This window comes from Leeia speluncae, assembly GCF_020564625.1.
In the GTDB taxonomy this organism is placed as follows: domain Bacteria; phylum Pseudomonadota; class Gammaproteobacteria; order Burkholderiales; family Leeiaceae; genus Leeia; species Leeia speluncae.
Window position 1 is genome coordinate 209219 of the sequence record NZ_JAJBZT010000006.1, and the last position, 14805, is coordinate 224023.

Sequence of the window (14805 nt, forward strand, 5' to 3'; positions counted from 1 at the left end):
AATTTTGCATGAGTATCCTAGCGGTGGTTACGTTACCAAGCGGAGCGCTGGGGTTAGGTGGCGATGACGTCGGCCGTATTCGGTTAAACCACCAGCAATCCGTTATTTTCAGACAGTGGATGGTTTTAATCGCCAATGACCAGATTCGTCGTGGTGCATCTCCTCGTTGGGTTCATCGCGATTGTGCGGGCTTAGTACGATACGCTGTGCATGAAAGCTTTGCTAATCACTCTTATGCGTGGATTCGGGCAAACGGATTGCAAGATAAACAATTGCCACCTCCATTGATGCTAGATAAACAGCAAATGGCATTGATGGATGGATGGGTGACGGAGTCAGGGAAAAAAAGTAACTACGTATCCGCTATTTCTCTTATTCAGGGAAATAGCCGATTTATTAGTAAAAACCTGGCTCAGCTATTACCCGGTGATTTGCTATTTTTCGATCAAGGCGATGATCAACATTTAATGATTTATTTAGGTGGTAATCATATTGGTTATCACACAGGTAAGACGACCAAGTCAGATACCGGCCTTCGGCTAGTGACAATTCAGGAACTAAGTACATGGAAAGATTCACGCTGGCAAGTTCTCAACAGCAACCCAAATTTTATAGGCATTTTCAGGCTGTCTTTTCTTACTGCCTAACCCTGCTCTTAGCGTATCTGGTGTTACTGAAGTCTGCGTATGCTTTAGACCCGGTTCCTGCAAGTGGTTATGAAACCTTTAAGGGACAACCTTTTTTCCTGCTTTCGGATAGCAGTTTTGGCTCTTCGCAAATTGCCCAGGTACGTGTAGAAGCGCCTGGCGAAGGGTTTCGTGATTACCTTGAGCAATACGGTGGTGTGGATATTGCTTTGTACCGAGTACCCAAGCCACTAGACTTTTTGAAGACACAAAAGAACCTTCACCGTTTGCAACTACAGGGTAATTATGTGGGTGAGGGCTTACCAAATACCTTAAATTTTCTTTGGGATACGTGGTATAAAAAGTCTCGCCGATCTTGGCAACGTGTGTTTAGTACAGATGTTCGTACAAAAGCAATGGAAGCATTGCCTCAATTAAAAACAGGCCAATACATTAACAATCCGACAAAGTTTGAAAATAATCCGCAATATCGTGTATTACCAGGTTTCGAATTAACCAATCATTTTCGCTATCCAATTTGGCAAGCAAAGCAAATCGCTCCTCCCAAAGGGTTAACACTAGAAGGTAGTAGTAGTGAGTTTATTCGTCCAAATTCTGGCAATGTATTTGTGCCGCTTGGTAAGTTAAAGCCTGGTCTTTATGTAGTAGAGGCATACATTGGTGCATATCGTGCTAATACCCTTCTATTTGTGAGTGACGCGATTGGTGTCACTAAAAATGCTGGCCAGCAAATGTTGGTTTGGACGTCCAATCGCCAGACAGGCGCACCAATGCCAAATAGTACGGTCGTCTGGACCGATGGTGCTGGCGTATTAGCTAGCAGTACTACCGATAAAGACGGTGTAGCTGAGCTGAAAAAGGCAAGTCCTGAACATACGTACGTGCTTGGGCAAGATGCTGCGGGTGGTGTATTTGTTTCAGAAAACTTTTATTACGACAGTGAAATTTATAATACAAAAGTCTATGCCGTCACTGATCGCCCATTGTACCGTCCCGGAGATACCGTCAATTTAAAACTAATGGCAAGAAAATTTATTTCTGCTAACCAATCGACATTAGCAGTTTCTGCAAATATTCATATTGAATTGAACGACCCAAATGGCACTCCTGTTGCAGTGAAAGACTTGAAATTTGATGCAAAACAGGGAGGCAATACCAGCTTTACATTGCCTGTGAATGCTGCTGCGGGGGGCTATGAGTTACGCATGACAATGGGGGACGATATTTACAGTGCCGCGTTCCGAGTGGCAGATTACATCAAGCCACATTTTGATATGCATCTGCAAATGGCAAAACCAAGCTATAAAACCGGTGAGCAAATTGATGGATACATTCATTTAGCTTATCCAGATGGAAAGCCTGTGTTAGGCGCTCATCTAACGCTAAATGTTCGCGCACAAGCTAGCACAATGGTGGCTGGCGACTTAGGCTATTCCGGTCAATTCCCAATCAAATTAGAACAGCAAGAGTTAGTGTCTGATAGCGAAGGAAACATCAAAATTTCGCTTCCCGCAGCCAAAGAACCAAGCCGCTATATTCTCACAATGCTTGCATCAGATGACGCCGCCTATCGCGTAAAAATGACGAAAGAGCTGCTAATAGAGCGTGGAGTTAGTCAATATAGTTTAGTAGGAACAAAGAACTTTTCCTCCCCTAACGAGCTAGTTGTTTTTAGCATGACTGAGCTAACTAGCAAGGGGGCCGCGCCAGCTACATGGGAAGCGCTCAGACTAGAATCTAGAACAATTAAAAGCGGCAAAATTACGATGCCTGCGAAAGGTGCTTTTTCCCTTCGTTTTGCGGAAGCAGGTTCTTATACCATCACCATTCGAGATAAAGATGGCAATGTGCTTGGCGCCACCTCACACTGGGTTGCGGGTGATCAATTACAAGTCGTGCCGGGTAGCGTTGAAATTGTTTTTGATAAAGAAACTTACCAGCCAGGCCAAACCGCAGAAGCACTTATTACGTTTCCAAATGCGGTGAATAATGCCCTGTTAACGTTAGAGCGCGACCAAGTCGAGCATCATGCCTTACTTGCTGGTAGTGATTTAATTAAGATGCAAAAACTGAATGCAAAACAGTGGAAAGCCTTAATTAAAGTAGATCCACAGTTTGCCCCAAACATTACTTTCTCTGTGCTTTATGTTCAATCCGGAGAAGTAGTTTTTCAGAACGCGGGTATAAAAGTTAGCCAGCCTACAATTGACGTTGCAATCAAGACGGATAAAACCACTTATCGCCCAGGTGAGATAGTGAATGTCGATATTGCAACGACTATTAAAGGGCAACCTGTTTCTTCAAATGTCATGTTCGGTGCGGTTGATGAAATGGTTTATGTGCTACAGCCAGAAATCGCGCCTAATATTTTTGACTTTTTCTATCATCCGCGAAGAAATAACGTTAGAACTACCTCCAGCTTGTCATTTATTAATTACGACTTAGCCACCGCGCCATTTCAAGAGCGTCAGAAAAACGCGCAAAACTACAATGAGCGGAGCGTAAAAGTTTTAGAAAGACCGCGAAGGGATGAAAAGGATACTGCAAGTTGGCAGCCCGCATTGCGTACCGATGCATCTGGTCATGTGAAGTTTTCTTTTGTCATGCCGGATTCATTAACCAGATGGCGAATGACAGCTAGAGCCATGAGTGATGATGGCGTTGTTGGCCAGCAGTTGCAGTACATTCTTTCAGATAAGCCAATCTTTGTAAAACTGTCTGGCACAAATAGCTTTAGGCAAGATGATAAGCCGGTGCTTTCTTGGATTGTCTTTAACCAGACGAGCAAGCAAACGAACGCAAACTTGCAATTTAAAGCACCAATGGGGACTTATAAGCAAGCGTTAACCTTAAAGCCAGGTGCTAACTTCATCGAAATGCCTGTTGAAAAATTGCAGGCTGGTGACATGAATGCCCAAATTCTACAAGGCTCAACGGTGGTGGATAGCTTAAATACGCGTTTATCTGTTACCACTAATAACTGGCTGACTGATAAAGAGGTGGTATTACCATTAACTGGAAATAGTCTTCCTATCTCTCTACCAGTTGATGCTAAAAATGTTCAACTCAGCTTCTTGTCGAGTGCAAATGCGCAAATTGCGAGAATAGCAGATGATTTGATCGACTACCCTTATGGTTGTGTTGAGCAAACCTCTAGCCGCTTAATTCCATTGGCGATGGCAAAACAATCATTAACTACTGGTGTTGCAGTTCCTGGTTCTACCGATGTATTAACCAATTTATTGCAGCAGCAACGCTTAAGACTTGTGCAACTAGCCGGAAATGATGGCGTGTTTGGTTGGTGGGGATATGCATCTAAAGATAATCTCTTCTTAACCGGCTATGCCTATTACGCAGATTGGTACGCCAGTAAAGCGCTTGGTTTAAATCTACCTGCTGACAATTGGAGTTATTTGTTTGAGGTGTATAAAAAGCATGGTAAGGATACGCCTCTTGTTCAGCGAGCGATGGTATTGCTATGGGCTGATGAGATGGGCTTGCCAGTTCAAAACTTATTGCAAGGGGTTGACCAATCAATCGTTAGCTTAAATTGGAGCAACTATGCCAAATTGGCCCCTGGCGGTAATGGTTTTCTCTTCTATGAAACAGAAAGTCAAAAAGCCTATGCGTTAACATTGTTAGTCAGTAATTATTTGCATCAGAAGCTTGGTGTGACTGCCTCACCTGAGTTAACCCAATTGAGTGCAAAGCAACTACCAATTGTCAGTGCGGATCGTTCGATTTTGTTGCAAAGCTTTATTGCCATGGCAACTAAAAATCCAACCTCGGCACAGTCCTTATTAGGTAGCGTCAGTAAGGATTTACCAACAATTGATCGTTCCTTGGCCTTGATTTGGCTGCAAAAGTCACTGAATCAATTGGTAGCAACCCTGCCAGCGATGATCAAACCCGCTGATACTGGTTGGAGACTAAATACTTCTCCGACTGGCCAAATTACCTGGGTATTTCAAGGGGAAAAAGTACCTGCTCAAATCGCGCTGCAGGGTACTGTTGGTTCAGGATCTCAAGCGTTAGTTAGATATCAAACCAATGAAGTGGAAAAATCAAAACTGCCTATTCAGGTCTCTAGAAAACTGTATGAGCTGGTGCCAGAGTCAGAGAGCCTTTCTTTTAAAGTGAAAGAGGTAACGGAAGGAACGGCGTTATCGTCTGATGCGCTTTATGTAGATGAAGTGGTGCTTCAACCAAAGAGTGGAAAGTATCATTTTGGGCTGTTAGAAGTGCCATTACCAGCCGGCGCATCGGTAGAAGGGACAACTTGGGGAGTGAAAATTGCAGGTTTAACGGGAGAGCATGCAGATGACTCTTCGTTTAACCGAATGCAATTCGAAGAAGGGAAACTATCGTATCAAGTGCCGATTGAGACCTTAGATAAAACGGTTATTTCTCGCCAACTAATTCGGTTTTCTCTTAAAGGAAAATTTGTTACCCCCGCCGCTAGGTACTTCCGTATGTATCAACCAGAGGGAAAAGCATTTGATCAGTCAGGGAAAATGCAAAGTTGGCTCGTACAGTAAGAAAAAAGTTATTACTACTTTTAGTATCTTTAGTTGGAACATTTCTACAGGTGGCATTGAGTTATGCCGAGCCTGTAGGGGTGTTCGCAAGATTGAATCATGACGAGTTTTCAATTTTAGCGTGGGACGACTTTAAAAAAGCCCCCATCCCGCATGTGAAAGAAAATGTAGTCACTCCCTTGGGAAGCACATGGAAACTGTTTGTTTATGCATATTTACTGGATAAACAAATACCAAGTGAGGATTATGATTGTAAAGGACAGATAAAGGACGAGGTTTATTGTTGCGGGAAAGGGCAATCTATCGATCGAGAGAATGCGCTGATTAAATCTTGCGGCTTATATTTCTTGCCAAATCGCCTTGGTATTTCTGCGAAAGCTTGGCAGCAATATTGGTTTCGTTTAGGGGCTCCCGAATGGATTTGGCGAATCGAGAATTTGACTGAAAATTATCGAGTACCTGTTAAGCAATTAATGCAGGCGCTAGATAGTTTGCCGAGTTCAAGCAAAAGGACGATAGCTAGTAATTTAATGTCTGTTGCAACAACAGGAACAGCTCCGTCAATGTTGCAAAATTTTGGAAGTCAACTTCGGTTAAAAACATGGACGATGCCAAATCCGCTAGATGCAAAACAGAGAGTAGGTGGCGGACTTGGTTGGTTAGCGGATGGTTCGGTCGTGTGGTTGTCAGCGAAAGGCACAAGTAATGACGCGTTAGATAAATTATCGACGGTTGTTCAGCCCCTACTGATCAATCAAAAAATACCCGATGATAGAGACTGCGTCTTAGTCGATTACTTTAGCGACTATCCCATCCGTAAGGTTTTATCTTTACCTATGAAGGTGCCGGTAAACCGCGCTGCGCTAAATGGGGATCTGTTGATCCAGTTTCAGAATGGAAATAGCTTAACGTTTCGTGGTAATGGGGCGTTGCGTTTAAATACTAAGCCTAGTCTACAAATAACAGGGCGTATGGGTGTCAATGAATATGTGGCACGCGTGCTAGATAGAGAGGCAAATCCAAATGACGTAGAGGCAGCAAAAGCCTTTGCAGTCATTGTTAGAAGTTATTTAATCCAAAATGCAGAGAAACGCCAAGGCTGTTATTGGATTAAAGATAGCTCTAGATATCAGCGTGTCTCGGTAAATAATGCGAGTACTGCGGCATTAAAGTTGGCAAATTGGACGGATGAACTCATTTTGGTTGGTGAACCAGTGCGCTTTCATCAACGGCTAGATAGTCCCGGCATTTTGTCTTGGCAAACTGCAAAGACCTTAGCTAAAACGACATCCTTTAAGACAATATTAAGCAAAACTTGGCCAAAAGCACAATTGCAATCTTACCGGTCTACGGTTGATTCTAAATGTGAGTCAATACCGAATGCGGAGCATTGGTTATCTATGCAGATTCCAAAATGGAGACGGTATTTAATGAGTGAAGTAGGGTATGAGCCCCCTAGACACTTACCGCAAATCTGTAAAAGCTTGGTCGGCAATCCAAACTCTGAAAGCGGGGAGGGGAGAATATATATGAAGTCGTTCTTCTCTGAAGAAGACCGTATTACCTTAACTCATGAATATTTGCATATTGCCTTTGCAAATCATCCTCGCGGGATTGATGAAGTATTTATAGAGTCGAAAGCGCGTCAATTACAAAGATTGAATCTAAATGAAAACTAAACACTTGTTGATGATGACGGTCGTTATCGCTGCTATGCAACCACTGATTAGTTGGGCCTTGGGTGAGGTGACATTAAAAGCGCCGAACAACGGTTGGCGAAATTCTGCAGGGCAACAAGAAGAATATGAACAGCGTATTCAATATCCTGCTTCTAGTGTCAATGTGCAATCAGGGCAAGCTAGCTCTGCGTTGATTGCAGGCCAAATCAAAGGGTTGCCTAAGGTAAAGAATCAGAAACCATATACCTTAGTCGTTAATGGTGTGGCAATGCCACAACGTGTTGAGTCAGATGGTAGTTTTCAACGACCATATGCATTTGTGTCGGGCTCAAATAACGTAGAGTTAAAGTCTTCTTCAGGACAGTCTGTGAAACGCACACAGTTTTATGAAGCATATACGGATAAATCCAAACCTAGATTGAGAGTGGTTCTATCTTGGGATACTGACCAGACTGACCTAGACTTGCATGTTATTTCTCCAGATGGCCAGCATGCTTGGTATGGTGGTCGGGTATTAGATAATGGCGGCGCATTAGATGTAGATGTCACCACAGGTTATGGGCCGGAAATTTTTTCTAGCCCATCTCCCGTAAAAGGTACTTACTTGGTATATGTGAACTACTACGGCAGTGGTGAACGTAGGGATGTAATTACAGTCGCAAAAGTATCGATTATTACCAACGAAAATACGCTAAATGAAAAACAGCAAACCTTCATTGTGCCAATGCGTAAACCTGGCGAATTGACGTTGGTAAAATCGTTTGTATACCCATAATTACGGGATATTAAAATGCCCAATCTAGAATGGTTACTTCATCACCTACTCTGATGGTGCCTGATTTTACCACTTCAAGATTTTGGCCAAAGCAGATGCCTTTTTCTGGAATATTTCTAAAACCAGATAATGTCGTTAAAGGTTCATTATCTGGTGATTTCTCACCAGTATCAGGATTCACTGTCGTAAAAACACAGCGCTCACAGTATTTCTTGACCGCAAGTTCTACTTCCCCTATTTGTATGAGAGTCCAAAAGTCTTCTTCAAAAGCGGGTGCGCCATCAATCACAATATTTGGGCGAAACTGACGCATATCAACAGGAGATTCAAGCTTCTGATTGAGTTCATCTAAAGAACTTTGTCCAGCTAATAAGATTGGGTAGCCATCGGCAAATGAGAGCGGCGTTGACCCATCTCGAAATCTTGTTGTGAGCTCTCCAATGTACATGAGCTGCGCAGGGGTATTGAGAAAATGACTTAACCATTCATTGGCTTTTGCACAACCACTTCTTGCCGTGAAGTCCTGTCCCCATACATGGGCTGCACTCGTTGTTGTTAATTGTTCAAGGGAAACAATTAGATCTGACATATTCGGGGCAGATAAATGTAGGCCGCCACTAGCTATCGTTACTTGGATAAGCACCATTTCAGGGAATTGCCGTCCAGTGAGAAATTTTCCCTCAGGGTTGGCAATCATCCAATGTCGATCGTTCGGAAGTCCCATCGGGTTAACAGATACCTCTTGGTAAGATATACCTGCTGCAGATTTAAGAGGGTAAGAATAAAGTGCTTTTACTTGCATGCCAACGCCTCTGTGATTGATGAATAATTAGTGTACCTGAATTGAGTGTCTTCACTAAGTGTCTGTTAATCGTTTCTGAAAGTGTACCGGTACACAAACAGAAAAATTGTCTACGCTAAGTGCGTCTTCACAGTATTTTACGTTGGTATTTATGTCTTCCAGGCAAGGTTTGTTAGCGGGATTTTTTGCATATTTCTTTTGGGGTTTGTTTCCTTTGTATTGGAAGCCCTTGTCTCATGTGCCTGCCATAGAAATTCTAGGGCACCGTATGGTGTGGTCCTTAGTATTTGTTGCCGTGGTTCTTTTTTGGATGAAAGACGTTAAACGTACTTTTTCCTTATTGAAAGCACCGGGCATCGCTAAGACATTTCTCCTTTCTTCGTTATTACTAGCTACCAATTGGGGGCTTTACATCTGGGCTGTAAATGAAGGCATGATTCTGGAATGTAGCCTTGGCTACTTTATGAATCCATTGGTCAATATCTTGTTGGGGGCTGTTTTTCTAAAGGAGAGACTAAGACCGCTCCAAAAAATCGCTGTGTTAATCGCTACGCTTGGTGTGGTTTGGATGACCTTTCACCTTGGAAAACTACCATGGGTTGCTTTAATTCTTGCGCTTTCTTTTGGTTTTTATGGTTTGATCCGCAAGACTGCGAAGTTAAACTCTCTTGAAGGTCTTTCGGTTGAAACCTTGCTGTTAGCGGGCCCTGCACTGATTTTCTTGTTATCGCTCGAATGGTTAGGTAAAGCTAGTTTTGGTCATATTCCTGCCTATCAGTCTTGGATGTTGGCTGGTGCAGGGATTGTTACGGCGGTTCCCTTGCTATTATTTGCGATTGGGGCCAGAAGATTACCATTGAGCACCATGGGGATACTTCAATATTTATCTCCATCCATACAGTTTGGCTTAGGTGTGTGGCTCTACCATGAGCCGTTTGATCATGTTCGTTTTATGGGGTTTATTGCAATTTGGACTGCGTTAGCAATCTATACACTTGAAGGTGTGTATCGACAGGCCCGCGCTCAGTTTGCTTGACTAAAAAACAAAGCCCATCAATGCATTGATGGGCTTTGTTTTTATTGATAGATGAAGCTAGCAATAAGCCGCTTAGTGGTGTGCAGCAAGCTTTTTCTTAAAGCGATGCATGCCATAAGCTACCAAACCAGCGACAATCGGAATACTAAACCCGGTTGTCATTTCATAATTAACTTCTAAACCAACTGCGTGAAGTGCCTTGGACGCGTAACCAACTAAACCGACTATATAGTAGGTTAAAACAGCAACAGATAATCCTTCGACCGTTTCTTGTAGTCTTAATTGTAAAGCGGCTCTCCGGTTCATTGAGTCGAGCAATCCGTGGCGTTGTGCTTCACTGGCAATATCGACTCGGGTTCTTAATAAGGCCGTTGTTCGCTGAAGGCGAAGGGATAACTGTTCTTGACGCGTGCTTACTGCATTGGTGGTATGAATCGCAGGCGCTAATCGTCGTTCCACAAACTCTCTAAACGGCTGCAAACCTTGAAGGCGAGATTCTCTTAACTCATCAATCCGTCGTTCAATCAATGCATAGTAAGCGCGTGTTGCGCCAAATCGATAACTACTGGTTGCAATGCTGTTTTCTAATCCACCTGCAAGTTGGGTAATGTTATTGAGTAGCATTTTATCTTCTGCAGACTCAGTTCTGATCGCCGTGGTTAATTCGCTGAGCTCTTTTTCCATTTTGGCAAGTTGGGGGAGCAATTGCTTGGTTTGGGGTAAAGAGAGTAGGGCAAGAATTCGATATGTTTCGACTTCAAGTAGACGTTGTAACATGCGTCCGCTTTGTCGCTGACCCATTTGACCATCTAATAGTAAAATACGAGAAGCGCCAGATGCTAAATGGGGGTCTGGATGCAATCTTAGATCCGTTAAAGCAACGCCTTTACCATCTCCAACTTCAGATCCGATTAAGTCATTGCCATCAAAATAGTTATTCGCAATTTGCGCTAAATCTAGCGGGGGAGTTGGTTTGGGTAATACGGCAGTATGAATTGCGACGAGAACCTGCCCTGGTAGATTGGTTAACCAATCTTGAGGAACGGCAGACAGCGGACTCTCTGTAAATATACCTTCCGTTTTTTGCCAGTTGCGAATAAATGTGTAGCGCACAAACTCTGTATGAACATCCCAACGAATCGTTAATCCATTCGATTGAATGGTATGTTGACCAGCTGAAGAAGGGGGGATGGGACATGACCATTCTTCGCAGAGCTTCGTAATGGAGGCTCTATGTTTTGCGAGGTCTTCTGCCGTAAGTACAAGCGCTGTTACCTGAGAGCGAAGCGGGGCAATAAAATAGGGCCGCGCATGTGCTTCGTCATTTAACGTTTGTCTTAGTGGATGTTCATTCAATGATTGGGGGCTATTCATATTTACTGACATCGGAATAATCAAGCATGTCAGTTTAACCGCTTCTTATGATTGGTCAAGAGCGGTTTGTGCAACGGAGTGGTTTAGAGGGCGTTTGGGTATTTAGCAATATTTCAGAAATAGCATCAGCAGATTGTGGCGGATAATACAAGAAACCTTGGTAAGTTTCACATCCGGCATTTTGCAAGAATTGCTGCTGCTGTTCGGTTTCAACGCCTTCAGCAATAATGTTTAGATCTAATGCATTGGCCATGTTGATCATCGCACTAACCAACCCTTCATCTACCGGTTGGCCGGGCACATTTTTAATGAAAGAACGATCAATTTTCAATGTGTTAATTGGAAACTGCTTTAAATACGCTAAATTAGAATAGCCAGTTCCAAAATCATCAATCGCTAATCGAATGCCCAAATCGGCTAAGGCACGCAAACGCTTGATGGCCTCATCCACATCTTTAATCAGAGAAGATTCGGTTAACTCTAATTCCAATGCATGGGCTGGTAACTGATGCGTAATCAGTGCCTCTGCTACTTCATCTACAAATCCGGACTGTTGAAATTGGACTGCAGATACATTAACGGATGCCATTATCTGGTAACCAGCATTGCGCCATTTGGCGAGTTGCTTGCACGTCTCGTCTAAGACCCATCTGCCAATCTGAACAATAAAACCAGTCTCTTCCGCTAGTGGAATAAAACTGGCAGGAGAGACTAATCCCTGATCCGGAGACTGCCATCGGATGAGCGCTTCGACGCTCAAGTGATCATTGGTACCAAGGGTGATTTGTGGTTGATAAACCAAAAAGAACTCTTCCGCTTTTAACGCGGCCCGCATCGAGTGATCCAACTTCATGCGGCTTAATAAACTTTGGCTCATTTGATGCTGGTAGAAGCGTACACCCGCACGTCCTCTGTTTTTTACAAAATGCATTGCTCTTTCAGCATTTCGAATTAATTCAGCAGCGTGTTTACCATTGTCTGGATAAAGTGAAATACCTAAGCTAGCAGTTAAGCTAAATGTTTCTTTTTCGATGGTATAAGGCTGGAAAAGATGGTCCTGCAGACGAGAGACCACTTTACTGGCCTGAAGTTCGTCCACGTGCTGCAGTAGTAAGATGAACTCATCTCCACTTTGTCTGGCAACAATATCGCCCGGCCGGATACATTGGCTTAATCTGGCAGAAACTTCTTGTATGGCTTTATCACCAATTGATAAACCAAAGCTTTCATTTACATGCTTAAAGAAATCTAAATCTAAATACACAACCGCAAATTTGGTTGTGTTATCTGCTTGGCGTGTTAACTCGCTCAGCGTCTGCATAAATCCAGCACGATCCGAGAGCAACGTAAGGGGGTCTAAATGCCTATTTCTGTCTTGGGTAACCATTTCCGAAGCACTGACCGCATTAAGATCTTTGAAGAACAAGACATAATGGGCTGCACTATTGGGGTGGCTAACTGGCAAAATCCTTACTTTAAACGATTGGATATTACCTGAGCGTGTTCTTTGTCTAATGGTTTGATGCCATAGACCTTTTTTTGCAATGGTTTGTTTGATCAGTAGTTGCTGAGTGGCTTGAGCGTAGGCAAATAAAGTTTCTAGTGAATCTGCCTCAAAATCATGTGATTGATTATTTAGGGCATTAGCAATTGGATTGTAGGCAATACTGGCGAATGCCTCATCTAGAATCACTACACCTTCATCTGTTGCCTCTAAAGCAGACCATGCCAGTCGTTGATAGGCATCTTGTTCAACGTGTAGTGTAATATCTTCTAATGTTAATAAATAACCAATCGCACGATTATTATTAAATCTTGGCGCTAGCGTTTGCTTAAACGTACTTCCATCTTTTAGTTTTAATTCAATCTGCTGAGGGTGTAAGCGTGCTGCTAAAATCCACTGATCTAGCTCGTACAACGCTGGATCGATCACTTTTGTGTTAATTAGCCCTGATAGTTGAGTCGCAGATTGAGCGCTAACATCTTGACCTAACCAACTATTGAAAGCCAAATTCGAATGAAGCAAATTACCGTGCAGATCTAAAATGGCGGTTAAGTGGATGGAAGAATCAAATGCAGATGACATTTCTGCTTTTTGCAATTGAATATGCTGAAGAGAGTGGTTGCTAGAGGATTGGATTCGAATCAATACTTGATATCGGTTTTCATCTAACCACCATACACAGCGCCTAACGAGGCAGTTTTCTCCATTTTTATCCAAAACCATGGTTTCAGAGTCAATTAATGGAAAGTCTGTCGATTTTATTATTTCAGATTTGGCAGACCAAAATACCTGATCTTCGATAGATGGAAAGTAGGTAGAAAGCGTTAGTGGTAACAGCCCTTTATGAATACCAAAAAACTCAAAAGCAGCAGAGTTGGCAGAAATAATTTGGCCATTTACTGCGTCAATGATCAGTACAGGATCGAAGAGTTTATTAATAGAAATAACGGGGGCGTTATTTTGCATGCTTAAGCCTCGGATAGATCGTCGGACTCTATTTTTTGAATAAAGTAAACGAGCTGTCTTCGCGGTGCTAAATAATCAAAAATAGCTTTCGGTAATGTCCCTGGTTTGATCGCTTGTCTAATTGATGTTTCAGGGGCATCTTCTAAATTAATCATCGGCGCCCGTTCTCTTGGCGCTTTTTCATCATAGACTAAAACAACTGGACGTAAAGGTTGTTTTGGATTGACAGAAGTTACCATTGCCATACGGTCATCTGTTAGTCTAACAATCGATCCAGGCGGGTATATCCCCATGAGTTTGACAAATGCGGCGAGCAGTCCTTCATCAAATTCATGTCTTGATGTTGCAAAGATAGTGCGCAACGCTTCATGAGGGGTTAACGATTCAGTTAATACACCTGTGTTGCACAAATTATCGTATCGATTAATTAAAGCCAAAATTTTGGCTTCACCAGTCATCCGATGAACATTAATTCCTAATGGATAGCCAGAACCATCCGCTAATTCATGGTGTTGTCCAATTGCTAACAAAATATGATGGCTAAGCCCCATTTGCTTACCCATTTCAACCCCTTTAGAAACGTGTTCTTTTAGAAGGTTTTTCTCAGCAGAGCTGAGGTGCATATTATGAAATCTCAATCGATCTGGGAGGGAGAGTTTTCCAATGTCATGCAGTAGCGCTGCCGTTGCAACTAATTTAATCTGTTCATCAGCTAAGCCCATTTGTTTTGCAAGCAGGGTGCTCAAAACAGCAACATTCATATTATGAAGCGTAAACTCTTCACCTGTTCTATCAGCCAGTAAGCGAATCGCAATATGCTCGGCTTGAATCTGTTCAAACAACATTGATCCAAGTTGCTCTGCTTTTTCTTTTGCATTCGTCGGGCTGGAGAGCGCTTCTTTGCTTAAAACTTTAAATATACGGCAAGACTCAGTGTATTTTTTTTCTAGTAAATCAAGCGCTTTGGCATCCGCTTCTTCTTTAGAAATCAGATTAACCTTTTTGGTGATTTCTTTATCTGCGATGTTGAGTAATTCTGCCTCTGCCGCCACTGTTTGAACGGACGGCTCTGCAACTTCCAAAGGAGAGGCATCACTTCTGCTTGGATCAAAAAGGACTTTTTCTACCCCGATGGCGGTGAGGGTATCAATTTGGCTTTGAGATCGGATCTTAAATCGATTCAAAGAAAAAGGATGAGACATCCAATCAAGCTCAAGCTCGATGAACATGCCCACTCTTAAACGAGTGACAGGGATGTAGTTTAATCCGGACTCTGACATGAGATATTCTGTAAAATATTACTGTGTTAATGTTGAACAGCTTGTAAAAGGCTGCTTCCAACCTTAACTGAACGTTAAGTCAATACAGTATCAAGTTTCAAAAAACATACAAGAGCTTGTTCGCAAGTAATGCGAAATTTTTTCAAAATATCTAAGCAAACCATTACTTGGTTACAATTTTAGTATAGAAGAATTTTTTATTTT

General features: G+C 42.6%; 9 protein-coding genes. 5 read left to right on the plus strand and 4 right to left on the minus strand.

Features of this window, described 5'->3' with window-relative positions; all coding sequences use genetic code 11:
* Window positions 1-8: 8 nt before the first annotated feature.
* From LIN78_RS12440 to LIN78_RS12455, 4 genes are read left to right on the plus strand one after another with little or no spacing between them, the layout of a single operon-like run.
* On the plus strand, window positions 9-647 hold the full coding sequence (locus tag LIN78_RS12440; protein ID WP_227181164.1) for a DUF1175 family protein: 639 nt from the start codon (window positions 9-11) through the stop codon (window positions 645-647).
* Window positions 566-5185, plus strand: coding sequence for an alpha-2-macroglobulin family protein (locus LIN78_RS12445; protein ID WP_227181165.1), 4620 nt, complete (start codon window positions 566-568; stop codon window positions 5183-5185). Before LIN78_RS12440 ends, LIN78_RS12445 begins: the two co-directional genes overlap by 82 nt.
* 50 nt (window positions 5186-5235) lie before the next feature.
* Complete coding sequence (locus LIN78_RS12450) at window positions 5236-6864, plus strand: DUF2300 domain-containing protein (protein WP_227181166.1); 1629 nt, start codon at window positions 5236-5238, stop codon at window positions 6862-6864.
* Entirely contained in the window at window positions 6854-7639 is a 786-nt protein-coding gene (locus LIN78_RS12455; RefSeq protein ID WP_227181167.1) for a YfaP family protein, read from the plus strand. The genes LIN78_RS12450 and LIN78_RS12455 overlap by 11 nt, the downstream gene beginning before the upstream one ends.
* 10 nt (window positions 7640-7649) lie before the next feature.
* Here the strand turns inward: LIN78_RS12455 and LIN78_RS12460 are convergent, their stop codons facing one another.
* The gene (locus LIN78_RS12460; RefSeq protein ID WP_227181168.1) at window positions 7650-8441 is read right to left on the minus strand and encodes an MOSC domain-containing protein; all 792 of its coding nucleotides are present in this window, start codon (window positions 8439-8441) and stop codon (window positions 7650-7652) included.
* A gap of 151 nt (window positions 8442-8592) precedes the next feature.
* Between LIN78_RS12460 and rarD the strand changes: the two genes are divergently transcribed.
* Window positions 8593-9477 carry an EamA family transporter RarD gene (gene rarD, locus LIN78_RS12465; RefSeq protein ID WP_227181169.1) on the plus strand — a complete coding sequence of 295 codons (885 nt, stop codon included), beginning with the start codon at window positions 8593-8595 and terminating at the stop codon, window positions 9475-9477.
* A 72-nt stretch (window positions 9478-9549) separates the two neighbouring features.
* Here rarD and LIN78_RS12470 read toward each other — a convergent pair whose 3' ends face one another.
* The 3 genes from LIN78_RS12470 to LIN78_RS12480 are packed head-to-tail and all read right to left on the minus strand — an operon-like array spanning window position 9550 to window position 14601.
* On the minus strand, window positions 9550-10851 hold the full coding sequence (locus LIN78_RS12470) for a DUF3422 family protein (protein WP_227181170.1): 1302 nt from the start codon (window positions 10849-10851) through the stop codon (window positions 9550-9552).
* A 55-nt stretch (window positions 10852-10906) separates the two neighbouring features.
* The gene (locus LIN78_RS12475) at window positions 10907-13321 is read right to left on the minus strand and encodes a sensor domain-containing protein (protein ID WP_227181171.1); all 2415 of its coding nucleotides are present in this window, start codon (window positions 13319-13321) and stop codon (window positions 10907-10909) included.
* 2 nt (window positions 13322-13323) lie between these two features.
* Window positions 13324-14601, minus strand: a complete 1278-nt coding sequence (locus tag LIN78_RS12480; protein ID WP_227181172.1) for an HD-GYP domain-containing protein — start codon at window positions 14599-14601, stop codon at window positions 13324-13326.
* Window positions 14602-14805 lie beyond the last annotated feature (204 nt).